Raw genomic sequence first — 12280 nt, forward strand, 5'->3', positions numbered from 1 at the left:
GGTGTTCGCGCTTTCGCAGCAGGGCGCCGGCAAATCGCGCGACCGTAGTCGGTTTGGTCGATCAGATGCCGATTCTATCCGATCGCGGGGCCCTCAGGGGCGGCCAGGGGCAGCGACAGGCGGATTACGGTGCCCCGGGCAGGGATGCTGCATACCTCCAGCGTGCCGCCGGCGGCGTTGACCCGCTCCTGCAAGCCGAACAGGCCATATCCCGACCTGTACGGTGCCTCCGGGTCGAAACCGATGCCGTTATCGACGACCGCCATCGAGAGCACGCCATCGGTACTGGCCAGCCTGACGATGACCTGGCTCGCCCGCGAATGACGGGTCACATTGTCGAGGCTTTCCTGCAGCACGCGGTGGGCAGTCAGCACCGTCGCCTCGGACGGCGTCGGCTCATCCGGCACATCGCCATGGAGGACGCAGGCAATGCCGCTGGCGCGTCTGAACTTGTCCACCTCGATTTCGATGGCCGCTTGCAGACCCAGCTCGATACCGGCAGGCTGCAGCTCACCGAGCAGCTGCTTGACCGAAGACAGCGTGAGATCGAGGTTGTCGAGCACGGCGCCGAAGCGCTCGCGCAGGCGATGACGGCGCATGCCGGTGCCCTGACGCAGGGCGGCGATGTCGAGGCGAAGCGCCAGCAGGTTTTGCGCCAAGGAATCATGGAGTTCGCGCGCGATGCGCTGTCGCTCGGCTTCGCGCGCCGCACGCTGATGGGCAAGCAGCTCATGCAACTGGCGTTCGGTATCGCGCAGCGCCTCGGTGGCGCGCGCGTAGGCGAATACCCTGACGGCCAAGGCCTGGTTGACCAGCATCTGGTCCTGCATGCGTTCACGCAAGACTGCGGCGTCCTCATCCGTGGACGGACTGCGGGAGTCGGGAGGGGTAAGCTGGTGCTGGCCCGTTGTCTTGCTGCTGCGGCCTGGAGGATGTGCATGCATATCGTCAGCAGGTTGATTTACCGCAAAACGGCGGATTGCCGGAAGAGGTCGTTAGTAACTCAAAGTTAAATTCGATACCACCGCAAGTCAAGCAGAATCCGAAGCGGGCGGCGTCGGCTACATGAGGATCACGTCGTACTGTTCCTGGTGATAACCCTTCTCCACCTGCAGCGAGATGCGCTTGCCGATGAAGTCGCCCAGCATCGCGAGGTGCTGCGATTCCTCTTCCAGGAACAGGTCGATGACTTCCTGCGAGGCGACGATGCGGAATTCGCGCGGATTGAACTGCTTGGCTTCGCGCAGCAGCTCGCGCAGGATCTCGTAGCAGATCGTGCGCGAGGTTTTCACTTGTCCCTTGCCGCTGCAGGCCGGGCAGGGCTCGCACAGGATGTGGGCCAGCGATTCGCGCGTGCGCTTGCGCGTCATTTCGACCAGGCCGAGGGCCGAGAAGCCGCTCACCGAGACCTTGGTGCGGTCGCGTGCCAGGGTCTTCTTGAGTTCCGCGAGCACGGCGTTGCGGTGCTCGTTGTTCTCCATGTCGATGAAGTCGAGGATGATGATGCCGCCCAGGTTGCGCAGGCGCAGCTGGCGCGCGATGGCGTGGGCCGCTTCCAGGTTGGTCTTGAAGATGGTGTCGGCGAAGTTGCGCCCGCCGACATAGCCGCCGGTGTTGACGTCGATGGTCGTCATCGCCTCGGTCTGGTCGACGATCAGGTAGCCGCCGCTCTTCAGGTCGACGCGGCGGCCCAGTGCGCGCAGGATCTCTTCCTCGACGCCGTACAGGTCGAAGAGCGGGCGCTCGCCGGTGTAGTGCGTCAGGCGCGACAGCACGCTCGGGGTGTAGACCTGCGCGAACTCGACCAGCATATTGTAGTTCTCGCGCGAGTCCACCTGGATGGTCGCGGTCTCGTCGTGCACGAAGTCGCGCAGCACGCGCTGGGCCAGGTTCAGGTCCTGGTAGAGCAGGGAGGTCGGCGGCCGGGTGCGGGCGCCCTGGACGATGGCGGCCCAGGTCTTGCGCAGGTAGTCGACGTCGGCCGCGAGGTCGGCGTCCGAGGCTTCCTCGGCCTGGGTGCGCACGATGTAGCCGCCTTTTTCTTCCTTGGGCAGCAGGTTCTGCAGGCGGGTGCGCAGGTGTTCGCGGTCGGCTTCCTTCTCGATCTTCTGCGAGATGCCGATGTGCTGGTCCTGGGGCAGGTAGACCAGCATGCGGCCGGCGATCGAGATCTGGGTCGACAGGCGCGCACCCTTGGTGCCGATCGGGTCCTTGATGACCTGCACGGTCAGCACCTGGCCGTCGAACAGCAGCTTTTCGATCGGCGTCGGCGGAGCCGAGGCAGCGTTGCCGCCTTCGTGGCTGCGCGCTTCCCAGATGTCGGCCACGTGCAGGAAGGCTGCACGCTCCAGGCCGATGTCGATGAAGGCCGACTGCATGCCGGGCAGGACGCGCACGACCTTGCCGAGATAGACGTTCCCCGCCAACCCGCGCGTGAGGGTGCGCTCGATGTGCAGTTCCTGCACAGCGCCCTGCAGGACCAGCGCCACGCGCGTTTCCTGCGGGGTGATGTTGATGAGGATGTCTTCGTTCATGGCCGGCCGTGCAGTATTGTTCAGAGCGACATCATACACGGTGGGGTGCCACGTCGGCACATGCGGGCCGGGTGAACGCTAGACGGGATAACCGGCCTTGCGGAGAAGCTGTGCCGTCTCGAACAGCGGCAGGCCCATGATGCCGGAATGGCTGCCTTCGATATGCTCGACGAACAGCGCCGCCAGGCCCTGGATGCCGTAGCCGCCGGCCTTGTCGTAGGGTTCCGGTGTGGCGCAGTAGGCCCTGATCTGGGCCGGGGTGAGGGCGGCGAAGCGCACGTTCGACACCTGGGTGATCTGGTCCGCCACGCGCTCGGCATGGATCGCCACCGAGGTCAGCACCTGGTGGGTGCGCCCGGACAGGCGCTCGAGCATCGCGACGGCTTCCGCATTGTCGGCCGGCTTGCCGAGGATCTCGCCGTCGACGGTGACGGTGGTGTCGGCGGTGAGGATGGGGCGCAGCGGCTGGCGCCGCATCTGCAGCATGTTCCAGGCAAAGGCGCCTTTTTCCTTTGCCACCCGGGCCACATAGGTCTGCGGATCCTCGCCCGGCAGCACGTCTTCGCTGACGTCGGAACCGCGCGCCGGATCGCTGCGCAGCATCAGCAGTTCGAACTCCACGCCGACCTGGCGCAGCAGTTCGCGGCGCCGCGGGCTCTTCGAAGCGAGATAGATTTTCTTGTCGGTGAGTTTCATTGGCAGCGTGCTTCAGACGCGGTGGTACGGATGGTTCTGGGTAATCGACCAGGCACGGTACAACTGTTCCGCCAGCATGACGCGCACGATTCCGTGCGGCAGCGTCATGCTGGAGATGCGGATCAGGCCCTCGGCGCGCGCCTTCAGCCCGGGATCGAGCCCATCGGCGCCGCCGATCAGGAAGGCGGTGTCGCGCCCGTCCTGCTGCCAGCTTTCCAGCATCTGCGACAGGCCGACGCTGGTCAGGTCCTTGCCGCGCTCGTCGAGGGCGATGATGCGCACGCCCTTCGGCAGCACGGCTTCGATGCGTTCGCGCTCGAGCGCCATGGCGGTGGCGGCGGTCTTGCTGCCGGAGCGCTCGACCGGCTTGATTTCCTTGAGCACGATGCGCAGCTCGGGAGGCATGCGCTTCGTGTACTCGCCGAAGCCGGCCTCGATCCAGGCCGGCATCTTGTGCCCGACTGCGGCGATGATCAGCTGCATAAAAAGCTTACTCGGCGGCCTTCTTCACGCGGCGGATCACTTTTTTCACCGGTTCGGCATCGGCTGGAGCTGCTGCCTTCGGGGTGCGCTTCGGCGGCTTGGCCTTGGTCGCTTCGACGGCGGCGACTTCGCTCTTGCTCGGCGCCACTTTCACGGTCTTGCCGGTCGGGACCTTCTTGGCGGCCGGCTTCTTGGCGGCGGTGGACTTACCAGCCGCCGCGCTCGTCTTCGACACTGTCGAAGCTCGCTTGGCCGCCGGCTTGCGCTCGTTGATCGGCTTGGCTTCCGGCTCGTCCTTGTTGGCGGCCAGGTGCTTGGACTTGACCTTCGACTCGGCCGCTTCCGCCGCTTCCGGCGTCGACTTGCGCTTGGCCGCGCCCAGCTTGACCGGCTTGTCGCCCCAGATTTCTTCCAGGCGGTAGTACTGGCGGATGGCCGGCTGCATGATGTGCACGATCATGTCGCCGAGGTCGACCAGCACCCATTCGCCGGTGTCTTCGCCTTCGAGGCCGATCACGTCGCCGCCTGCTGCCTTGACCTTGTCGCGCACCGAAGCGGCCAGCGCCTTGGTCTGGCGGTTCGAGGTGCCCGAGACGACCGCGATGCGGTCGAACAGGCTGGTCAGGTGCGTCGTGTCGAACAGGACGATTTCCTGGCCCTTGACATCCTCGAGGGCGTCGACGACGAGCGTTTGCAGTTTCTTGATATCCATTAGCTTTTATATAAGTTGTGTTGTTGAATATAGTCTAGCACTTGCGGCGGAAGGAGCGCGCCAATGTCAGTACCGGTGTCCTTGCCTGTGCCAAGGGCGTTTCGGACTTGAGTGGCGGAAATATCAACCGCCAACGTATGTGCAAGGCATACCTTGCCGAAGGCTGCGGCGCGCACTTCCGCCGGGGTTGCGAGCCGTCCTGCGAGTTCCAGCGCCACTGCGGGCGGCAGCTTGTCCTGGTCCAGGGCATACCCCGGGCGCGCAGCCACGCCCAGGTTGGCCAGCGCGAACAGTTCCTGCCAGTCGCGCCAGGTGTCGAGCTTTTGCAGCTGGTCGGCGCCCATCAGGAACACGATCGAGGCGGCGTCGCCGAGTTCGGCGCGCAGTCCGCGCAGGGTCTCGACCGTATAGGTCGCGCTGCCGCGTTCAATCTCCCGCAGGTCGATCGTGACCTCGAACGGCTGCCCGGAAAACGCCAGTTCGAGCATGGCCACGCGCTGGGCGTCGCTGGCCTGCAGGCTGCTCTTCTGCCATGGCCGTGCAGGCAAAATGCGCAGCTGGTCCGGCTGGAGCAGTTCGGCAAACAGCGCAGCCAGCGCGACGTGGCCGTGGTGCACCGGGTCGAAGCTGCCACCCAGCAGGGCAATACACTGGCTCACAATGCCAGCCAGTCCCGGTGGACGAGGAAGTCGGCATACAGCGCCGCTTCAGGGCTGCCCGGTTCCGGGTGCCAGTCGTAGCGCCATTTCACGACCGGCGGCATCGACATCAGGATCGCTTCGGTGCGGCCGCCCGACTGCAGGCCGAACAGGGTGCCGCGGTCCCACACCAGGTTGAACTCGACGTAGCGCCCGCGGCGGTAAGCCTGGAAGTCGCGTTCGCGCTCGCCGTAGGGCAGGTCCTTGCGCGCCTTCACGATCGGCAGGTAGGCATCGAGGAAGCCGTTGCCGACCTGCTTCACCATCGCGAAGGAAGCGTCGAAGCCGGTTTCGTTGAAGTCGTCGAAGAAGATGCCGCCCACGCCGCGCGGCTCCTTGCGGTGCTTCAGGTAGAAGTACTCGTCGCACCACTTCTTGAAGCGCGGGTGCAGGTCCTCGCCATAGGGCGCCAGGGCGTCGTGGCAGACCTGGTGGAAGTGGCGCGCGTCGTCCTGGTTGCCGTAATACGGCGTCAGGTCCATGCCGCCGCCGAACCACCAGACCGGCTCTTTTCCTTCGGCGGTGGCTTCGAAGAAGCGCACGTTCATGTGCACGGTCGGGACGTAGGGATTCCGCGGGTGCAGCACCAGCGACACACCCATCGCTTCCCATGCACGGCCCGCCAGTTCCGGACGCGCGGCCATGGCTGACGGCGGCAGGCTGGAACCGGTCACGTGCGAGAAGTTCACGCCGCCGCGCTCGAACACATTGCCTTCCTCGATCAGCCGCGAGATGCCGCCACCGCCTTCCGGCCGCTCCCAGGTATCAACCAGGAAGGGTTTGCCGTCGACCGCTTCCAGCGCCTGCACGATGCGGGACTGCAGGTCGAGCAGCCAGGTCTTGATGGCGGATGGGTCGGGGGTGGTCATGCGTGTGGGGTGAGCGGTCGAAAAATGGGTGGATTGTACACCTGCATTCAGCGGTGTACTTATTATTGTGGTGGGCCCCGGCGAAGACCGGGACCAGTCAAGCAAGCCTGGCGCGAAGCTTACTTCACCCCACGCCACCCAATATCACGACGGTACTGCGCGCCGTTGAAGTGGATCTTCTCGACGGTCTCATACGCCTGCTTCTGCGCCATCTTCACGCTGTCGCCCAGGCCGACGACGCACAGCACACGCCCGCCGTTGGTCTGCAGGCTGCCGCCCACCAGCTGGGTGCCCGCGTGGAAGGTGACGCATTCCGGCGTCTCGGCCGGGATGCCGTCGATGATGTCGCCCTTGCGCGGGCTGTCCGGGTAGCCGGCGGCGGCCATCACGACGCCGACCGCGGTGCGGCGGTCCCATTCCAGTTCGACCGCGTCCAGCGTGCCGTTGCACGCGTGCTCCAGCACCGTCAGGAAATCGCTCTTCAGGCGCGCCATGATCGGCTGGGTTTCCGGATCGCCCATGCGGCAGTTGAATTCCAAGGTGCGCGGGTTGCCCTCGCCGTCGATCATCAGGCCGGCATACAGGAAGCCGGTGAAGACGATGCCGTCCTTCGCCATGCCCTGGATGGTCGGGTTGATGATCTCGCGCATCACGCGCGCGTGCATCGACGGGGTCACGATCGGGGCAGGCGAGTAGGCGCCCATGCCGCCGGTGTTCGGGCCTTCGTCGGCGTCCTTCAGGCGCTTGTGGTCCTGGCTGGTGGCCAGCGGCAGCACGCTCTTGCCGTCGCACATGACGATGAAGCTGGCTTCCTCGCCGGCCAGGAATTCCTCGATCACGATGCGCGCGCCGGCGTCGCCGAAGGCGTTATCCGACAGCATGTGGTCGACCGCAGCATGGGCCTCGTCCAGCGACATCGCCACCACCACGCCCTTGCCGGCGGCCAGGCCGTCGGCCTTGATGACGATCGGGGCGCCGTTCGCGTCCACGTAGGCGTGGGCTTGCGCGGCATCGGAGAAGCTCTGGTACTTCGCGGTCGGGATGCCGTGGCGCTCCATGAAGGCCTTGGCGAAGTCCTTCGAGCTTTCCAGCTGCGCCGCTTCCTTCGTCGGTCCGAAGATCTTCAGGCCGCGCGCGCGGAACAGGTTGACGATGCCGGCGGCCAGCGGCGCTTCCGGACCCACCAGGGTCAGGGCGATGTTTTCCGCCACCACGAAGTCGGCCAGCGCCGCGGGGTCGGTGATCTCGAGGTTCACCAGGCGCGCATCGAGCGCGGTGCCGCCGTTGCCCGGGGCGACGAAGACGGTCTGGACGCGCTCCGATTGGGCCAGTTTCCAGGACAGGGCGTGTTCACGGCCGCCAGAGCCGACTACGAGGATTTTCATACGTGCCTTCTGATTACTGCTCTTCAATGATCGCGTTGGTGTAGACATCCTGGACGTCGTCCAGGTTTTCCAGCGCGTCGAGGATCTTCTGCATCTTGATGGCGTCGTCGCCGGTGAGCACGGTCTCGTTGTCCGGCTTCATGATCACTTCCGACACCTCGGCCTTGAACCCGGCCTTTTCCAGCGCTTCCTTCACGCCCGAGTAGGCGAAGGGATCGCACAGCACTTCGAAGCCGCCTTCTTCATCGGCCACCACGTCGTCGGCGCCGGCTTCCAGCGCGGCTTCCATCAGCTTGTCCTCGTCCACGCCCGGCGCGAACTGGAACTGGCCGACGTGCTTGAACATGAAGGCCACCGAACCTTCGGTGCCCATGTTGCCGCCGTATTTGTTGAAGGCATGGCGCACTTCGGCCACGGTACGCACGCGGTTGTCGGTCAGGCAGTCGACGATGATCGCCGCGCCGCCGATGCCGTAGCCTTCGTAGCGGATCTCTTCGTAGTTGACGCCTTCGAGTTCGCCGGCGCCGCGCTGGATCGCACGGGTGACGTTATCCTTCGGCATATTCGCGTCGGCCGCTTTCTCGACCGCCAGGCGCAGGCGCGGGTTCGCGTTGACGTCGCTGCCGCCCATGCGTGCGGCCACGGTGATTTCCTTGATCAGGCGCGTCCAGATCTTGCCGCGCTTGGCGTCGGTGGCGGCCTTCTTATGCTTGATGTTGGCCCATTTGCTGTGTCCAGCCATATCTAATTCTTCCTTAGACGGTATGCAAGAGTGGCCGACATTCTAACATAGGCCCCTCTTGCCAAATCGCCCAAGGCGGTGAGCAAACTGTCACGGAAACAACAATACGGTCCCCCAGGCCACCATCGCCACGCCCGCCGCGCAGGACGCCAGCGCACCCTCCTCGAGCCGCAGTTCGGCCAGCGCCAGCAGCCCCACCGCCGCCACCATGGCCGGATTGCCCGGTCCGCCGCCGAGCAGGAGCAGCACCAGCAGCCAGCAGCAGCCGAGGCAGTTGCGGCCGTGTTCCGCGCCCTGCCACAGCGCGCCCAGGGCGCCGCCGCGCCAGTCGACCAGCACGCCGGGCAGCGGCGTGCGGCAGTGCTGCAGGCAGGCGTGCTTGGCCGGGGTCCATTGCCAGGCGCCGGCCGCGACCAGGGCCAGTCCCAGCACGGCCGGATGGCGCGCCGCCAGTCCATGGTCGAGCAGGCCGGCATCATGCAATGCCCAGTGCAGCAGGGTGGCCAGCGCCGCGAAGCCCGCCCAGGCCAGCAGGCAGCCGCACCCGAACAGGACGGTGCCCAGGCGCGGCCAGCGCTCCGCGGCCCGGCAGCGCGCGACGCGCAGGTAGATGCAGACCGCGGCCGCCGCGGCCGGCAGCATCAGGGCTACGCACAGGCCGGTCCACATCGCGAACAGCAGCACCACTTCGCCGGCCCGCAGCGGCGCCGGCAGGGGGAGGGAAACGCCGGGCGCGGGACGCGGCAGTTCGGCGCCCCGGAACATGAACCAGGCCCAGCAGGCGCAGGCGAGCAGGGCCATCCACGCCAGGCCCAGCGCGACCGGCCGCCCGAGGCGTTCGTCGATGCCGGCCAGGCTCATCGCGGTCTCCCGGCATGCGTGGTCGGGGCTGCTCCGTGCGCAAAGCTTGCGCGCGCACGGGGCTGACCGTGTCGATGGTTTGACGGCTTCGTCATTGGATCTCTCCTCGGTATGGTTGCTCTGCGCTGTTCGACAGCGTGGCGCCGGCTGCGTTCCGGGGGGCTGCCAGCAAACTCGGCAGAACCTTCGTACAATCGTCGGATGAACCCAAGCGCCCCTGCCAACCCTGCTGCTCCTTTAGCACGTGCGGCTCTCGTCGCCGGCTTGTCGATTGCCATCGCCGGTGCCGTCCTGTTTTCCACCAAGGCCGTCGTCGCCAAACTGCTGTATCGCTACCACATCGACGCAGTTACTTTGATCGCGTTCAGGATGCTGTTCTCGTTTCCGGTGTTTGCGGCCGTGGCGATCTGGAAGATGCGGACCGGACCGGCACTCTCGACACAGGACCGCTGGCGCATCGTCGGATTGGGCCTGCTCGGCTACTACCTGTCGAGCTACCTCGACTTCCTCGGCCTGCAGCACATTTCGGTCGGGCTCGAACGGCTGATCCTGTTCCTGACGCCGACCTTCGTGCTGCTGGCGAACGTGTTGGTGTTCAAGCGCCGTATCGGCAGGATGGAATGGGCGGCCCTGGGATTGGCCTATTGCGGCATCGTGCTGGTGTTCGTGCACGACCTCGCGGGCGGTTCCGGCAGCGTGGCCCTGGGCTCGCTGCTGGTGCTGGGTTCGGCCCTGGCCTATGCCGTCTACCTGCTCGGCACCGGCGAGATGGTGAAGCGCATCGGCTCGCTGCGCCTGGTGGCCTATGCCATGTGCGTGTCGAGCGTGGCCTGCATCGGCCAGTTCTTCCTGCTGCGCCCGGCCGGCATGCTGGTGCAGCCGGCCGAGGTTTACTGGCTGTCCCTGGTGAATGGGGTATTCTGTACCATCTTCCCCGTGTTCATGACCATGGCCGCGGTACAGCGCATCGGCGCCGCGACCGCCTCGCAGGCCGGGATGATCGGACCCGTGTCCACGCTGTTCCTCGGCGCGCTGATCCTGGGCGAGCCGATCACCGGCGTGCAGCTGGCCGGCACCGGTCTCGTGCTTGTGGGGATTTATTCTCTCTCGCTGAAAAAATGACGCCAACTAAAAAACCACGGATCGCGCTGATCGCGCACGACAAGAAGAAGGACGACATGATCGCTCTCGCAGGCCAGTACCTCGACTTCCTCAAGGGCTGCACGCTGTCGGCCACCGGCACCACCGGCGGGCGCCTGGCCAACGAACTGGGACTCACGGTCGAGCGCAAGCATTCGGGCCCGGTCGGCGGCGACCTGCAGATCGGCGCCCAGCTGGTGCAGGGCGAGATCGATTGCGTGATCTTCCTGCGCGACCCGATGACGCCCCAGCCGCACGAACCCGACATCAACGCCCTGGTGCGCGCCTGCGACGTGCACGACATCGCCTGCGCCACCAACGTCTCGACCGCGCGCCTGGTGCTGTCGCAGCTGATGGGCGCACAGCCGCAAGCCTGAGGAGAGTCCCATGCTGGCCAAAGCCATCCGCATCGCCGCCACTGGCGGCCCCGAGGTGCTCGACTACCTGGACGTCGAGGTCGGCGAACCGGGGTCGGGCGAGGCGCGCGTGCGCCACCACGCGATCGGCCTGAACTACATCGACACCTACTATCGCAGCGGCCTGTACAAGATGGCCCTGCCGTCCGGCCTGGGCCAGGAAGGCGCGGGCGTGGTCGAGGCGGTGGGCGAGGGCGTGACGCACGTGGCGCCGGGCGACCGCGTCGCCTATGCCGGCGGTCCGCCGGGCGCCTACAGCGAGGTGCGCGTCATGCCGGCGAATATGCTGGTGCGCCTGCCCGATTCGGTCTCCTTCGAGCTAGGGGCCGCCATGATGCTGCAGGGCCTGACGGTGCAGTACCTGTTCACCAGCACCTGCCAGCTGCAGCCGGGCCAGACCATCCTGTTCCATGCGGCGGCCGGCGGCGTCGGACTGATCGCCTGCCAGTGGGCGAAAGCGCTGGGCGTGAACCTGATCGGCACCGTCGGTTCGGACGAGAAGGCGGCGCTGGCGCGCGCCCATGGCGCGGCCCACGTCATCAACTACAACACCGAGGATGTGGTGCAGCGGGTGCTGGAGATCACCGGCGGCGCCAAGCTGCCGGTGGTGTACGACTCGGTCGGCAAGGACACCTTCATCCGCTCGCTCGACTGCCTGCAGCCGCGCGGCCTGATGGTCAGCTTCGGCAATGCCTCCGGCCCGGTGCCGCCCTTCGCGCTGAGCGAACTGGCGTCGCGCGGTTCCCTGTACATCACGCGCCCGACCCTGTTCGCCTATGCCGGCACCCGCCCCGAGCTCGAGGCGATGGCGGCCGATTTGTTCGCGATGGTAGAGAGCGGCAAGGTGAAGATCGAGGTCAAGCAGCGCTTTGCATTGCGTGATGCCGCCGAGGCGCACCGCGCCCTGGAAGGGCGCCGGACCACCGGTTCGACGGTGCTGCTGCCATGAGGGAGTCCGACAAGGAAGACAGCGGCGCCCCGAAGTTCGGGCGCCTGCTGATCGTGCTGGCCCTGGCTATCCTGTTGATCGTGGCGATCACCTTCGGATCGGAGGCGTATTTCTCGTAGGGTAGGCAAAACAGAATCAGCCGTTCTGCTGCTTCAGCTCCACCCTGCGCGCCACGCCGGACGGTCCCGGGAAGCCTTCGAAGGCGCTCTGCACCAGTGCCGGCATCAGGGCCGGGGTCGACAGCTCGCGGCTGGTATTGTGCACGGTGACGTCGAACAGGCGCTTGCCGTCGGCCGCCGCCTTGATGCCGAGCTGCAGTTCGCGGCGGTAGCGGTGCTCGATCGAGACCGAGTAGGCCGGGCTCCAGAACGGATCGTAGAACGGGCTGTACCAGCCGCCCCAGTAGCGGCGGTGGAGGCCGCCGTAGCCGAAGCGCGGCATCGGGCTGTAGAACGGGTGGTAGAACGGCGAAATCGGTTCCACCACGCGCACCGGCACGTCGGTGGTGGTGAAGCGCATCGACACCGTCAGCGCCGGCTTGCCGCTGGCGGCGGCGTCACGGAATCCCAGGCGCGCCAGCTGGCCGCGCACCAGGTCCTGGTAGGCGCGGTACTCGAGCGTATCGTCTTCAACTCTCGGGGCTTCGAACACATAGCTCTTGTCCTCGATCTGTGCCGGCCACTGGTGGAAAGTGGTGACATCGCTGCGGATCGTGGTGGCGCACCCCGTCAGCAGCATCGCGAACGCCGCTCCGGCGGCGATCATCAGGCGTTTCATTGCTTTCTCCCTCGTCAA

At 66.2% G+C, this 12280-nt stretch carries 15 protein-coding genes; 4 read left to right on the plus strand and 11 right to left on the minus strand.

Annotated features, from left to right (window positions below; translation table 11 throughout):
- Positions 1–74: 74 nt before the first annotated feature.
- From AC56LK_RS09640 to AC56LK_RS09685, 10 genes are all read right to left on the minus strand, one after another.
- On the minus strand, positions 75–842 hold the full coding sequence (locus AC56LK_RS09640) for a sensor histidine kinase (RefSeq protein ID WP_497184338.1): 768 nt from the start codon (positions 840–842) through the stop codon (positions 75–77).
- A gap of 219 nt (positions 843–1061) precedes the next feature.
- Entirely contained in the window at positions 1062–2534 is a 1473-nt protein-coding gene (rng, locus tag AC56LK_RS09645) for a ribonuclease G (RefSeq protein WP_436104460.1), read from the minus strand.
- Positions 2535–2612: 78 nt separating this feature from the next.
- The gene (locus AC56LK_RS09650; protein ID WP_497184339.1) at positions 2613–3230 is read right to left on the minus strand and encodes a Maf family protein; all 618 of its coding nucleotides are present in this window, start codon (positions 3228–3230) and stop codon (positions 2613–2615) included.
- Between the two features lie 12 nt (positions 3231–3242).
- Positions 3243–3713: a 23S rRNA (pseudouridine(1915)-N(3))-methyltransferase RlmH gene (rlmH, locus tag AC56LK_RS09655; protein ID WP_436104462.1), complete on the minus strand. Its 471-nt coding sequence runs from the start codon at positions 3711–3713 to the stop codon at positions 3243–3245.
- A 7-nt stretch (positions 3714–3720) separates the two neighbouring features.
- Complete coding sequence (rsfS, locus tag AC56LK_RS09660; RefSeq protein ID WP_497184340.1) at positions 3721–4425, minus strand: ribosome silencing factor; 705 nt, start codon at positions 4423–4425, stop codon at positions 3721–3723.
- Positions 4425–5084: a nicotinate (nicotinamide) nucleotide adenylyltransferase gene (gene nadD / locus AC56LK_RS09665; protein WP_497184341.1), complete on the minus strand. Its 660-nt coding sequence runs from the start codon at positions 5082–5084 to the stop codon at positions 4425–4427. Before nadD ends, rsfS begins: the two co-directional genes overlap by 1 nt.
- Entirely contained in the window at positions 5081–5992 is a 912-nt protein-coding gene (gene hemF / locus AC56LK_RS09670) for an oxygen-dependent coproporphyrinogen oxidase (RefSeq protein ID WP_497184342.1), read from the minus strand. The genes nadD and hemF overlap by 4 nt, the downstream gene beginning before the upstream one ends.
- 119 nt (positions 5993–6111) lie before the next feature.
- Entirely contained in the window at positions 6112–7377 is a 1266-nt protein-coding gene (gene purD / locus AC56LK_RS09675) for a phosphoribosylamine--glycine ligase (RefSeq protein WP_497184343.1), read from the minus strand.
- A 13-nt stretch (positions 7378–7390) separates the two neighbouring features.
- Complete coding sequence (locus tag AC56LK_RS09680) at positions 7391–8119, minus strand: YebC/PmpR family DNA-binding transcriptional regulator (RefSeq protein ID WP_497184344.1); 729 nt, start codon at positions 8117–8119, stop codon at positions 7391–7393.
- Between the two features lie 90 nt (positions 8120–8209).
- On the minus strand, positions 8210–8980 hold the full coding sequence (locus AC56LK_RS09685) for a copper chaperone (protein ID WP_497184345.1): 771 nt from the start codon (positions 8978–8980) through the stop codon (positions 8210–8212).
- Between the two features lie 201 nt (positions 8981–9181).
- On the opposite strand from AC56LK_RS09685, the gene AC56LK_RS09690 reads away from it, so the two are divergent.
- Genes AC56LK_RS09690 through AC56LK_RS09705 form a run of 4 tightly spaced genes read left to right on the plus strand, consistent with a single transcriptional unit; the run spans position 9182 to position 11604 of the window.
- Positions 9182–10102 carry a DMT family transporter gene (locus AC56LK_RS09690; RefSeq protein WP_497184346.1) on the plus strand — a complete coding sequence of 307 codons (921 nt, stop codon included), beginning with the start codon at positions 9182–9184 and terminating at the stop codon, positions 10100–10102.
- The gene (locus AC56LK_RS09695; protein ID WP_497184347.1) at positions 10099–10497 is read left to right on the plus strand and encodes a methylglyoxal synthase; all 399 of its coding nucleotides are present in this window, start codon (positions 10099–10101) and stop codon (positions 10495–10497) included. Before AC56LK_RS09690 ends, AC56LK_RS09695 begins: the two co-directional genes overlap by 4 nt.
- Positions 10498–10510: 13 nt before the next feature.
- A complete protein-coding gene (locus AC56LK_RS09700; protein WP_497184472.1) occupies positions 10511–11485 on the plus strand; it encodes a quinone oxidoreductase family protein in 975 nt (324 codons plus the stop codon).
- Positions 11482–11604: a hypothetical protein gene (locus AC56LK_RS09705; RefSeq protein WP_497184348.1), complete on the plus strand. Its 123-nt coding sequence runs from the start codon at positions 11482–11484 to the stop codon at positions 11602–11604. Before AC56LK_RS09700 ends, AC56LK_RS09705 begins: the two co-directional genes overlap by 4 nt.
- Before the next feature lie 16 nt (positions 11605–11620).
- Here AC56LK_RS09705 and AC56LK_RS09710 read toward each other — a convergent pair whose 3' ends face one another.
- Complete coding sequence (locus tag AC56LK_RS09710; RefSeq protein ID WP_497184349.1) at positions 11621–12262, minus strand: DUF4136 domain-containing protein; 642 nt, start codon at positions 12260–12262, stop codon at positions 11621–11623.
- Positions 12263–12280: the final 18 nt, after the last annotated feature.

It is taken from the genome of Telluria sp. ZB4P36 (genome assembly GCF_059685865.1).

Bases quoted from the DNA above. Each gene is read 5' to 3' on its own strand.
- rng (WP_436104460.1), bottom strand. From the start codon at position 2,534: ATGAACGAAGACATCCTCATCAACATCACCCCGCAGGAAACGCGCGTG.
- AC56LK_RS09650 (WP_497184339.1), bottom strand. From the start codon at position 3,230: ATGAAACTCACCGACAAGAAAATCTATCTCGCTTCGAAGAGCCCGCGG.
- rlmH (WP_436104462.1), bottom strand. From the start codon at position 3,713: ATGCAGCTGATCATCGCCGCAGTCGGGCACAAGATGCCGGCCTGGATC.
- rsfS (WP_497184340.1), bottom strand. From the start codon at position 4,425: ATGGATATCAAGAAACTGCAAACGCTCGTCGTCGACGCCCTCGAGGAT.
- hemF (WP_497184342.1), bottom strand. From the start codon at position 5,992: ATGACCACCCCCGACCCATCCGCCATCAAGACCTGGCTGCTCGACCTG.
- purD (WP_497184343.1), bottom strand. From the start codon at position 7,377: ATGAAAATCCTCGTAGTCGGCTCTGGCGGCCGTGAACACGCCCTGTCC.
- AC56LK_RS09680 (WP_497184344.1), bottom strand. From the start codon at position 8,119: ATGGCTGGACACAGCAAATGGGCCAACATCAAGCATAAGAAGGCCGCC.
- AC56LK_RS09685 (WP_497184345.1), bottom strand. From the start codon at position 8,980: ATGAGCCTGGCCGGCATCGACGAACGCCTCGGGCGGCCGGTCGCGCTG.
- AC56LK_RS09690 (WP_497184346.1), top strand. From the start codon at position 9,182: ATGAACCCAAGCGCCCCTGCCAACCCTGCTGCTCCTTTAGCACGTGCG.
- AC56LK_RS09695 (WP_497184347.1), top strand. From the start codon at position 10,099: ATGACGCCAACTAAAAAACCACGGATCGCGCTGATCGCGCACGACAAG.
- AC56LK_RS09705 (WP_497184348.1), top strand. From the start codon at position 11,482: ATGAGGGAGTCCGACAAGGAAGACAGCGGCGCCCCGAAGTTCGGGCGC.
- AC56LK_RS09710 (WP_497184349.1), bottom strand. From the start codon at position 12,262: ATGAAACGCCTGATGATCGCCGCCGGAGCGGCGTTCGCGATGCTGCTG.